The sequence below is a fragment of the Catenulispora rubra genome, from assembly GCF_015356825.1.
In the GTDB taxonomy this organism is placed as follows: domain Bacteria; phylum Actinomycetota; class Actinomycetes; order Streptomycetales; family Catenulisporaceae; genus Catenulispora; species Catenulispora rubra.
The window spans coordinates 48,073-58,338 of sequence record NZ_JAACYW010000040.1 but is presented as its reverse complement, the minus strand read 5'-3'; the positions used below and the strand labels follow the sequence as shown (position 1 = coordinate 58,338).

11 protein-coding genes are annotated in these 10,266 nt (G+C 69.8%); 2 read left to right on the top strand and 9 right to left on the bottom strand.

The window, feature by feature from the left end; all coding sequences use genetic code 11:
- On the bottom strand, positions 1–494 hold a 494-nt coding region (locus GWK61_RS14370; RefSeq protein ID WP_194908850.1), incomplete at its 3' end, for a helix-turn-helix transcriptional regulator.
- 150 nt (positions 495–644) lie between these two features.
- Between GWK61_RS14370 and GWK61_RS14365 the strand changes: the two genes are divergently transcribed.
- Positions 645–1,793, top strand: coding sequence for an epoxide hydrolase family protein (locus tag GWK61_RS14365; protein ID WP_228562305.1), 1,149 nt, complete (start codon positions 645–647; stop codon positions 1,791–1,793).
- Positions 1,794–1,868: 75 nt separating this feature from the next.
- Here GWK61_RS14365 and GWK61_RS14360 read toward each other — a convergent pair whose 3' ends face one another.
- From GWK61_RS14360 to GWK61_RS14325, 8 genes are all read right to left on the bottom strand, one after another.
- Positions 1,869–2,738, bottom strand: coding sequence for a hypothetical protein (locus GWK61_RS14360; RefSeq protein WP_194908849.1), 870 nt, complete (start codon positions 2,736–2,738; stop codon positions 1,869–1,871).
- On the bottom strand, positions 2,731–3,264 hold the full coding sequence (locus tag GWK61_RS14355) for a SigE family RNA polymerase sigma factor (RefSeq protein WP_194908848.1): 534 nt from the start codon (positions 3,262–3,264) through the stop codon (positions 2,731–2,733). Before GWK61_RS14355 ends, GWK61_RS14360 begins: the two co-directional genes overlap by 8 nt.
- An 86-nt stretch (positions 3,265–3,350) precedes the next feature.
- Positions 3,351–5,252, bottom strand: coding sequence for a hypothetical protein (locus GWK61_RS14350; protein WP_194908847.1), 1,902 nt, complete (start codon positions 5,250–5,252; stop codon positions 3,351–3,353).
- 140 nt (positions 5,253–5,392) lie between these two features.
- The gene (locus GWK61_RS14345; protein ID WP_194908846.1) at positions 5,393–5,809 is read right to left on the bottom strand and encodes a nuclear transport factor 2 family protein; all 417 of its coding nucleotides are present in this window, start codon (positions 5,807–5,809) and stop codon (positions 5,393–5,395) included.
- Positions 5,810–5,849: 40 nt separating this feature from the next.
- Entirely contained in the window at positions 5,850–6,662 is an 813-nt protein-coding gene (locus GWK61_RS14340; protein ID WP_194908845.1) for a pirin family protein, read from the bottom strand.
- Between the two features lie 2 nt (positions 6,663–6,664).
- The gene (locus GWK61_RS14335) at positions 6,665–7,228 is read right to left on the bottom strand and encodes an NADPH-dependent FMN reductase (protein ID WP_194908844.1); all 564 of its coding nucleotides are present in this window, start codon (positions 7,226–7,228) and stop codon (positions 6,665–6,667) included.
- 312 nt (positions 7,229–7,540) lie between these two features.
- The gene (locus GWK61_RS14330; RefSeq protein WP_194908843.1) at positions 7,541–8,056 is read right to left on the bottom strand and encodes a MarR family winged helix-turn-helix transcriptional regulator; all 516 of its coding nucleotides are present in this window, start codon (positions 8,054–8,056) and stop codon (positions 7,541–7,543) included.
- A 44-nt stretch (positions 8,057–8,100) separates the two neighbouring features.
- Positions 8,101–9,315 (bottom strand): MFS transporter, encoded by a 1,215-nt coding sequence (locus GWK61_RS14325; RefSeq protein WP_228562304.1) that lies wholly within the window; start codon positions 9,313–9,315, stop codon positions 8,101–8,103.
- A gap of 90 nt (positions 9,316–9,405) precedes the next feature.
- Between GWK61_RS14325 and GWK61_RS14320 the strand changes: the two genes are divergently transcribed.
- The gene (locus GWK61_RS14320) at positions 9,406–10,167 is read left to right on the top strand and encodes a DeoR/GlpR family DNA-binding transcription regulator (protein ID WP_194908841.1); all 762 of its coding nucleotides are present in this window, start codon (positions 9,406–9,408) and stop codon (positions 10,165–10,167) included.
- Positions 10,168–10,266 lie beyond the last annotated feature (99 nt).

Genomic DNA, 10,266 nt, shown 5'->3' with positions numbered 1-10,266 from the left:
GTCCCGGAGTGGCCTTCGTAGTCGAAGCGGAGGGCCAGGTGGTCGCGGCAGGCGAGAGCCAGGGTCGTCAGGACCTCCGCGTCCACGGCGGCGCCGCGGGCCGGGACCGGGAGCGCATGGGAGGCGAAGGACTCGACGCGATGGCGCAGGCGAGTCGGCAGGATGCTCTGGAGCTTTGCCAGCGCACTGAGTGAGGTCTCCTCGATCCCGACGACCGCGCCCCCTGCCGCGATCCGCAGGCCGAGCGCCACCGCCACCGCCTCGTCGTCGTCCAGCAGCAGCGGCGGCAGCGCCGCGCCGGGGCCGAGGCGGTAGCCGCCGGCGACGCCGGGCCGGGCCTCGACCGGGTAGCCGAGCTCGCGCAGGCGCTCGACGTCGTTGCGCACGGTCCGCGTGGTCACGCCGAGCCGTTCGGCGAGTTCGGGGCCGGTCCAGTCGCGCCGGGCCTGGAAGAGGGACAGCAGCCGCAGCAGCCGTGCCGAGGTCTCCAACATCCTTGAACCGTATCCGGGATAGCGGAACGAACCTTTCCGCAATCGTTCCTAGGCTCGCGTCACAGGCGATCGGCGGTGGCCGATCGGTGGACCGACCGTCGGATGGAGACCCTGATGTACACCGAGGCCCCGATGAGCACCGAAATCTTGATGAGCACAGAGACCCTCATGAGCACCGAGATCCAGCCCTTCCAGATCGCGATCCCGCAGTCCGACCTCGACGACCTCCACGCGCGGCTGGCGAACGCCCGCTGGGCTGCGTCCGTGCCCGGCGCCGGGTGGGAGCGCGGGGTGCCCGTGGACTACCTGAAGGAGCTCGCGGAGTACTGGCGGACCGGCTTCGACTGGCGGGCCCAGGAGAAGGCGCTCAACGCCCTCCCGCAGTTCGTGACCGAGATCGACGGTCAGCGCATCCACTTCCTGCACGTCAGGTCCCCGCGCCCGGACGCCAAGCCGTTGCTGCTCACGCACGGCTTCCCCAGCTCCGTCGCCGAGTTTCTGACTCTGATCGAGCCGCTGGTCGCCCCGGAACGGGAGCAGGACCCGGCGTTCCACATCGTCGCGCCTTCCCTTCCTGGGTATGGGTTTTCGACACCGCTCTCCGCGCAGGGCTGGACCCTCAGCCGGACGGCGCGCGCCCGGATCGAGCTCATGCGCCGGCTGGACTACGACCGCTACGGCGTGCACGGCGGCGACATCGGCGGCGGCGTGTCGGGGATGGTCGCCGGGTACGACGCCGAGCACGTCACCGGGGTCCACGTGACCACCGACCCGAAGACCGCGGCCAACGTCGCCACCTTCCTGCCGGGCCTGGCCGACCGCCTGGACCCGGCCGATCCCGTCGACGCGCTGGCGCTGGAGCGGATGAACGCGTTCCGGAAGGAGGGCTCGGGCTACCTCACGATCCAGAACAGCCGGCCCCAGACCATCGGCTACGGCCTCGTCGACTCCCCGGTCCTGCAGCTGGCCTGGATCGCGGAGAAGTTCGAGCAGTGGACCGACCTGCCGATCGACCGCGACCAGCTGCTGACGACCGTGAGCCTGTTCTGGTTCACCGGCGCCGGAGCATCCGCGGCCCACACGCTCTACGACCAGTTCCAGTCCTCCGACTGGGGCGCCCCCTCCCCCGTGCCGCACGGCTTCGCGGTGTTCGGCGCGGACCCGACGGTCCGCAAGCTGGTCCCGACCCCGGCGGACGCGCACTGGAGTGAGTTCGAGCGCGGGAGGCACTTCCCGGCGATGGAGTGCCCTGATGTGCTCGCGGCGGATCTGCGGGCGTTCTTCGGGGCGCTGGCCTAGAGGCGGGAAGGCGGGAAGGAACGCGAATCCGTGCCGCTCCCCCAAATCTGGTGGAGAGCGGCACGGGTTGCGGAGTCAGCTCTCGGGCTCGGCCAGGGACTGCGTCACCATCTGCGCGAACTGCGGGCTCATCACCAGGGTCTTGAAATCGAAGTTCGGCGTCGGCGTGGAGGCCGTTCCGACAAGGCTCCCGCTTGCGGTCATCAGGAACGACTTACTGCCGTCCAGAATGAAGATCCCGTAGCCCTTGTCGCCCTTTTTCAAGAAGTCGGTGGAGCCAAGACCCAGCGTGGCCTTCAGCCCGTTCGACAGGGTCACCTGTTCGCCCGAGATCGGCTTTATGTCCACATAGCGGGACGCACGGATCATCACCGACGTGATGCTGCCGTCGGAGCTGACGACTCGGTAGAGGTTCGGGTTCATGTGTGGCGTGTAGCCGGCGGGGACGACGTACGCGGGGTTCTCGTAGTCCCGCCAGTCGGGATTGGAACCACCGGGTTGCGAGATGCTCGCCATGTCCGGTGTGACCTCGTAGGAGGGCAGCAGCGCGGACAGGGTCCCTTCGTAGCGGTGGCAGGCATCGCGCCACCGCTGCTGCAGGTCGGCCGGATCCGTCGGGCCCAGGTTCGCCACGGTCAGCTGCGAGTCCGGGCAGGTCTTCCACTGCGCGAAGACCTCGGCCATCGTCACTGGGCCGGACTTCGTCGGGGTACCGCTGGCAGCCGGTGAGGCCGCCGAGGCCGCTGAGCCGCCGCCGAGGCCGAGGCCGAGGGTACCGGCGATCACCGCGGCACCCACCACGGCCGCAGCCGTGCCGCCGACGATCCCGGCGTAGCGGGTGCGGCGCAGGCCGACGCTCTTGGCGCGGGCCGCGGCGCCGTTGCCGGCCAGGTGCGTCCAGTCCTCGGGGCGCATCGCTTCGGTGAAGACTTCGTTGTCAAGCATGGGATTCCTCCGTTGCCAGAACGTCCGTGTGCCAGTCGGCGAGAAGGACCGCGAGGGCGGCGCGGCCCCGGGACAGCCGGGCCTTGACCGTGCCGGGGGCGACGCGGAGTTCGCGGGCCACGTCCTCGACCCGCATGTCGTTCAGGTGGTGCAGGACCAGGGCGACGCGCTGGGATTTGGGCAGTTTGGCCAGTGCGTCGCGCAGCGCGACGGCGTCCGGGGACGGTTCCGGGGCGTCGAGCGGCGCGCCGTGCTTGCGCAGGGCTTTGACGCCGGACTTCCAGTGCCGCCAGTGCGAGACCGCCATGCGGTACGCCGTGGTCTTGACCCACCCGATCGGGTCGCCGCGGCCGTCGGTCAGCGAGTCCCACCGCAGCCAGGCCTTGGCGAACGCCTCCTGGACGCAGTCCTGGGCCTCGGCGAGGTCACCGATCATCAAATAGAGCTGGCCGACCAGGCGTGGCGCGTTCGCCGCGTAGATGAGGTCGAAATCCGTGACAGCAGACTCCGCTTGTTTCCCCGTCATGCCGCTCTCCTCCCTTGCCGATGTGTCGAGCGCTGTACGCGTGGGCGTCCGCGCAGCGTTGCATCGGCTTGGGGACTTCAGAGGCCTTAGGAGTCGAAGACCATCTCGGTCACGATCCCGGGCATCACGGAGCGGATCGGGTACACGACGGTGGCGTGGCCCCGGTGGACGGTGCCGCCGGCGGAGACGGTGAACGTCACGTCCTGCCCGTAGGCGCTGGTCTGTCTGGTGATCACCTTGACCGTCGCCGGGTCGAGCGTGCCGTTGAAGGTGAACCCACGGGACAACGCGGTCCAGTCCGAGTCGTCCAGGTCCCCTGGGTACAGCACCGCGGTACCGTCCGCACCGCGGTGGGCCCAGCCCGGCTGGCTGGGGGACAACGGCCGGTACCGCATCGGGTGGCGCCAGTCGGCGTAGAGGAGGAAGCCGGAGCCCGCGCCCTTGACCATCTTCTCGGCCTCGGTGAACTCGGAGGACAGGACCGCCTCGGCGGCGATGGCGTGGTCGGGGAGCTCGGCGTGCGGGTCTCCGGCCAGGGCTGCCGCGGCTGCCGGAGCCGTCGGCACGGCACCGGCCATGGACTGGGAACCGTGCGTCGCCGACCATCCGACCAGGAAGGCCAGGCCCACGACGGCCGACGCGCCGAGGGCCGGGATCCGGCGCGGGCCGCGCTGCCACCAGGTGTCGACGGCGGGGAGCCGGTCCGAGCGGAGCGTGCCGTCGCCGACGACGCCGCCGCGCAGTGAGGCCGGGGCGAGGTGGTGGAAGAGTGCTCCGACCGCAAGGCCGGCGACCGGGAACATGATCGACTCGTAACGCATGTCGGAGGGTTCGAGGCCGGCGATCATGATCACGTAGGTACCCGCGATCGCGCCGAACAGGAGCCCCGAGACGACGTCGGTGAAGCGGATCACGGCGAAGAGCAAGGCGCCGACGAGCAGCACGGACAGGGCTCGGTCCTCGTGCACCGTGCTGAGGGCGTCGTAGCGGGTGATGGTCCAGGCGATGTGAGTGGGGTCCGAGGTGACCTGCGACATCTGAGAGCCGGCCCCGCGACCGGCGAGCTGGCCCTCCAGCAGGTGGACGAACACGGTCGTGCCGGCGACGATCGCCGACGGCCACAGCCAGTCGTTGCGCCACCGCCGGTACCGGCCGCGGCCGGGGAACACGGTCGCCCAGGCCCAGGCGAAGAACGCCATGGCCGCGGCGGTCGGCATCACCTGGCGGCTCAGTTCAAGCAGCACGGACAGCAGCGCGAGCAGGACCAGGTTGTGCGCCCGGGCGCGCCGGCCGAGCGGGAGGTTCAGCAGGATCAGCGCCAGGACCGCGATCGCGACCGGATCGGTGACCGCCTCGGCGAGGTTCATCATGAAGCCGCACGCGCCGAGGACGGCGCCGGCGGCGAGCGCGGCGGTCGGGCCGTAGAGCCGCTGGACCAGGCGGGCCACGGCCCACAGCATCACGGCGAAGGCCACCATCGAGGCGATCGGCATCCCCTCGCCGAGGCCGAAGACCAGGACGAACGGCGCGGCGAAGAACGGGTAGAGCATGCGCGACTGGACCATCAGCCAGGTCGGGTCGCTGTGTGCGAAGTACCAGGACTCGGCGATGTTCCCGGCGTCGGTCCACTGCTTCGTCAGCGCGTGGGCGTCGCTCCAGCCGAGGTCGCGGAGCGTCATGGTGACGTAGTAGCGGCTGTCGGGCGGGAAGGAGTGGGCCAACCAGTGCAGGCGGGCGTAGTAGCCGAAGGCCAGTGGGGCGAGGAGGAAGAGGAGGACCGCGGCGTTGACGCCGAAGATGTCGCGGCGGACCAGGCGGTCGAAGTGCGCGGTGAGGCGGTTGCCGCGGCGGATGGGGTCGGAGGCGGCGAGGTCTTGGTCGGGGGATTTGTGGTCGGGGGTCTCCGACGCGTCTCGCGTGTCGTGGGCGTCGCGCAGCTCTGGCGCGTCCGGCAGTTCCGGCGCAGCAGTGAGCTCAGTCTCAGACATTAATCCCCGCCCCACCTCGGCCCCTGTTCCGTGGCAGGAAAGTATCACGCGGTGCTGGAGCAAGGCGGCGCCCGCGATCCCATGATCGGGGTCGCGGGCGCCGTGGTCGTGCGGTGCGGTGCCAGTACTGACGCCGGTGCTCAGGCCAGGCCGAGCTGCTTGGCGATGACCGAGCCCTCGGCGTAGCAGTCGAAGCGCTTGATCTTGCCGTCGACGAGTTCGAAGACGTCGCAGCACGGGGCGTCCATGCGCTTGCCGGTCGGCGGGACGGCGCCGGTGGGCAGCTCCAGCGGGCCGGTGTGGGTGCCCTGGAGGCGGAGCTGGACGATGACCGTGTTGTCGACGACGTAGAACTTCTCGAGTTCGCGGTGCATGTCGGGGAAGGCCTTGGCGTAGACCTCGACGGTCTGGCCGAGTTCTTCGGGGCCGCGGTAGGTGTGGGGGATGGATTCGTCGGTGAACGTGCCGTCCTCGGTGAAGGCGGCGATCCAGCCGGCCACATCCTGGTCCTCGGCGACCTGGTAGGCGGCGCGGATGATCTTCTCGTTCTCGTGCATGGCTCTCACTCCTCGATTGCTTGAAGGATCAAGTCATTGGTCATGCCTGAGCGAGGTCGGCGTGCATCTCCCACACCAGGACCTCGGCGGGCTCGGTGGCGCTGATCCGTTGGCCGCCGGTGGCGGTGAGGCGTGCGGCGTCGCCGGCTGTGAGGGCGCCGGCGCCTTCGAGCTCGATGGAGCCGCGGGTGACGTAGAGGTGCAGGTACGGGGCTTCGGGGAGCTGAATCGGGCGCCCGGGGATCAGGCGGGCCGCGTACAGGGCGGCGTCGCGGTTCCGGATGCGGATCGCGGTCTCGGCGGCGTGCTGCGGACGGCCCGACGCGACGGTGACCAGGCCGCCGGCGAGCAGGTCATGGTCGATGTCGAGCTGCTCGTAGCCCGGAGTGATGCCGGGCTCGTCGGGGACGATCCACATCTGGACCAGGTGGACCGGGTCCGAGTGCGGCGCGCCGCCGAGGCGCCAGGAGTCGTTCTTCTCGGAGTGCATGATGCCGGTGCCGGCGCTCATGCGCTGGGCGAGGCCCGGGTAGATGACGCCGGAGTTGCCCTCGGAGTCCTGGTGGACCAGGGCGCCTTCGAGGACCCAGGTGACGATCTCCATGTCCTGATGGGGGTGCGTCTCGAATCCGGTGCCCGGGTCGATGGTGTCCTCGTTGTGGACCAGGAGGAGGCCGTGGTGGGTGTTGGCGGGGTCGTAGGGCCGGCCGCCGATCCAGAACGAGTGGCGGCCGTGGAGCCAGGACAGGCGGGTTTCGGTGCGGTCGGCGGCGCGGCGGATGTCGATGTGGGGGGTGGTGATGTGGCGGGTGCCGATGTGGGAGGTGGCGGCTGGAGTACGCGGCGCGGCCATGATCAGGCCCTGACCGTCTTCAGCGCCCGGGCCCAGGACTCGACCTGGTCGAACTGCGTCTTCATGGCCTGCTCGTTGCGCGGGTCCGGGGTGAAGGCGCCCGCCTCGTCGAAGTCGGTGAACACCGAGAAGGACAGCTGCTGGTGCACGTGCGCGATCTTCACGGCCGAGAGGATCCCGCGCAGCTGCTCCACGGCGCGGGTGCCGCCGACGGTGCCGTAGGCGACGAAGCCGGCGGCCTTGTCGTTCCACTCGGCGTAGACGTAGTCGATCGCGTTCTTCAGCACGCTGGGGATGGAGTGGTTGTACTCCGGCGTGATGAAGATGAAGCCGTCGTAGGACCCGATGGTCTCGGCCCAGGCCTTGGTGTGGTCGCCGACGTACTGCCCGAAGGACGGCGGCAGCGGCTCGTCCATGTGCGGCAGCGGGTAGTCGAGCAGGTCGACCAGCGCGTACTCGGCCCCGGCCCGAGCCTTGGCGCGCGCCATGACCCAGTCCGCGACGACCTCGCCCCGCCGACCCGGACGGGTGCTGCCGAGGATGACGGCGATTCGCAGGTCGCTCATGGTGGTCTCCTTCGGGAGGACTTGAATATTCATGTCATGGTCGGGGGGTTTCCCGAGCGGGTTGTGCTGACAGGGGTAAATCTAGCGCCTATGACATGAACATTCAAGTGATGGGGCGGAAGTTGGGGCTGAGCTGCGGGAGGGAAGGCACGGCTTGCGAGTCGGGATAGCGCGCGGCACAGCGAGAGGCTGCTTGCGGTTCGGGAGTGCTCACTTCGGGGAACCGGTGGGCTCGGGATTCAGCTCGAGAAGGCTGCTCGACTCAGTTTGCGAGGCAGCTCGCAGCAGCGCGAGGCCCAGGGGCGGCGCGGGTCAGCGCGCGGGCGAGTCGATTCGGCGGAGGATACGTTCGGCGTCTTGACCTAGGCGGCGTAGGCGCTCGGGTGACAGGTTGTCGACTGCCAGGTGGCGGACGAAGGCTACGTGGGCGGGGGCTGCCTGCTGCATCTTGTGCATGCCGGTGGGGAGGAGGATGGCGTTGGTGAAGCGGCCGTCGGTGGGGTCGGGTTCGCGGCGGATGTAGGCGCGTGCTTCGAGGCGCTTGGCCATGTGCGATAGGCGTGAGAGGGACACTGAGGCTTCTTCGGCCAGGGTGCTCATGCGCATGGTCCACTCTGGCGCCTCGGCGAGCATGGCCATCGTCATGTACTCGACCATGCTCACGTCGGCGTCGCGTTGGAGTTGGCCGTCGATCGCCCAGGGCAGGCGCGTGATGAGGCGGACCACGGACAGCCAGGAGGAGAGTTCACTCGGGCTCAGCCAGAGGTCGGCGTTATCGGCGTCGTCGGTGGAGGGTGCGGGTTGCTGGGCTATCGGTGGGGCCGTCATGCGATGAGTTTAGCCTTCAAGTCATCGTGGCGGATACCCGACAATCAGGTGCTGCTGAGCGCCAGCTCCGGCGCGCGCTCCGATCCGACGCGCAGGACCCCGGCGGTCGTCGCGGCCGTCACGCACATCGCGGTCAGCAGAAGGAACGCGTGGTTCAGGGCCATCACATGCGTCATCCAGCCGATGACGGCGGGGCCCGCCAGCATGCCGACGTAACCGAGCCCGGCGACGCGCGAGACGTTGGTGCCGGCGGCGGAGGGGTCGGCGTGACCGGCCGCGCTGAAGAGCTGTGGGACGCAACCCGACAAGCCCAGGCCGAACAGGGCCCACCCGGCGAACGCGGCCCAGATCCACGGCCCCAGCGCAACGATCGTGATGCCGACGGCGGCCATGGCCGCGCCATACCGCAGGATCGCCATCGCGCCGAAGCGAGCCGAGATTCGATCCGCGAGCAGTCGGCCGAGGGTCATCGCCGCGGCGAACGTGCCGTATGCGAAGGCGGCGGTGCTGGCCGGCGCGCCCAGGACGTCCTTCATGTGCAACGCGCTCCAGTCGTTCGCGGCGCCTTCGCAGAGCATGATCATCAGAGCCAGGGCGGCTAGGAGCCAGATGCGCCTTCCGGCACCCCGGCGAGTGAAGGGCGAGGGAAGCGGCGGGTGCTCGTCCTCGGCAGCTAGAGGCAGGGAAACCAAAGGCCGAGGCTCAGTGGGAAGCAGAGCGCGCGTCGTGAGAACGGCGACCACCACCCCCACAGCCCCCATCATCGCGAGCGCCACCGCCGGGCTCATGCCGACGCCCGAAGTACCGGCGGCGATGATCGCGGCGAGCACGCCCCCGACCGAGAACGCGGCATGGAACGCCGACATGACCGGTCGGCCGTAAGCCTTCTCCACATGAACCGCGTGCGCGTTCATGCTCACGTCCAGGCAGCCGTTGAAGAACCCGAAGACGAGCAACGCGGCGGCCAACGTCCAAGGCTCCCGAGCCAGCCCGGGCAGCACCAGCGTGGCGCCGCACAGCGCGCCGGCCGTGGGCACCACGACGCGAGGCCCGAAGCGGTCGGCCAGCCGCCCCGACACCTGCATGCCGGCGAACGCCCCGAGGCCCAACAACACCAGCAGGCCGCCGAGCGTCGCGTGGCTGATGCCGACCTGGTGCTCGATGGCGGGGATGTGCACCACCCAGGTGCCCATCAGCGTCCCGCAGAGGATGAAGTACGTGAAGGTCGCTATTCGGGCGGAGCGGAGTGATCGTTCCATGCCGACCACCATAACGAACACAATCCATGTTTGAAAACCCAGTGAATGAACAGTTTGCATGTTCGTTGTGCGTGGTGTTCAATCGCCGGTATGAGCACCGCAGACCGTCACCGGCGGATCGCCGAGGCCGTGAGAGAGTCGGGCAACACCACGGTCCCGGAGCTCGCCGAGCTCACCGGCGCCTCGGAGATGACCATCCGGCGCGACCTCGACGTGCTGGCCGCGCAAGGCGTGCTGGAACGCGTCCGCGGCGGGGCCCGCACGCTGCTCCTCCGGGGCGAGGAACCGCCGTTCGCGCTGCGTGCCCACGACGCCGTCGAGGCCAAGCGCCGCATCGCCGCCGAGGTCTCGTCGCTCATCGCCGACGGCGAGACCGTGGTGCTGGACAGCGGCACCACGTGCCTGGAGGTCGCCCGCCTGCTGCACCAGCGGCCGGTCACCGTGATGCCGGTGTCGCTTCAGGCGATCCGCGTGCTCAGCGAGACGCCGGGGCAGGCCGCGCTACTGGTGCCCGGCGGGCGCCCCCGAACCACCGAAGGGGACCTGACCGGTCCGCTGACGCTCGCGTCCCTGGCCGCGCTGCGCTTCGACACCGCCGTCATCGGCTGCTGCGGGCTCAGCGCCGCCGAGGGGCTGACCGCCTACGACCTCGACGACGCGGCCGTGAAGAAGGCGAGCATCGCCTCGTCGCGCCGCACGATCCTGGCCACCGACGGGAGCAAGTTCGGGCGTACCGCGCACGCCTACGTGGGGCCGTCGAGCATCCTGCACACCGTCGTCACCGATGCCGAGGCGCCAGCCGACGAGGTGGCCGCGCTCGAAGCGGCCGGGACCATCGTCAAGGCCGTCTGAGGCGAGGCGCCGGGGCCACAGGGCCACCGAGGCAGGCGGCCGGCGGCCCGAATGACGGCGCGCCGTGCCCATCATGTGGACGCGGTGGCATGATTATTC

Bases quoted from the DNA above. Each gene is read 5' to 3' on its own strand.
- GWK61_RS14325 (WP_228562304.1), bottom strand. From the start codon at position 9,315: ATGGAACGATCACTCCGCTCCGCCCGAATAGCGACCTTCACGTACTTC.
- GWK61_RS14340 (WP_194908845.1), bottom strand. From the start codon at position 6,662: ATGGCCGCGCCGCGTACTCCAGCCGCCACCTCCCACATCGGCACCCGC.
- GWK61_RS14350 (WP_194908847.1), bottom strand. From the start codon at position 5,252: ATGTCTGAGACTGAGCTCACTGCTGCGCCGGAACTGCCGGACGCGCCA.
- GWK61_RS14330 (WP_194908843.1), bottom strand. From the start codon at position 8,056: ATGACGGCCCCACCGATAGCCCAGCAACCCGCACCCTCCACCGACGAC.
- GWK61_RS14320 (WP_194908841.1), top strand. From the start codon at position 9,406: ATGAGCACCGCAGACCGTCACCGGCGGATCGCCGAGGCCGTGAGAGAG.
- GWK61_RS14365 (WP_228562305.1), top strand. From the start codon at position 645: ATGAGCACAGAGACCCTCATGAGCACCGAGATCCAGCCCTTCCAGATC.
- GWK61_RS14360 (WP_194908849.1), bottom strand. From the start codon at position 2,738: ATGCTTGACAACGAAGTCTTCACCGAAGCGATGCGCCCCGAGGACTGG.
- GWK61_RS14335 (WP_194908844.1), bottom strand. From the start codon at position 7,228: ATGAGCGACCTGCGAATCGCCGTCATCCTCGGCAGCACCCGTCCGGGT.
- GWK61_RS14355 (WP_194908848.1), bottom strand. From the start codon at position 3,264: ATGACGGGGAAACAAGCGGAGTCTGCTGTCACGGATTTCGACCTCATC.
- GWK61_RS14345 (WP_194908846.1), bottom strand. From the start codon at position 5,809: ATGCACGAGAACGAGAAGATCATCCGCGCCGCCTACCAGGTCGCCGAG.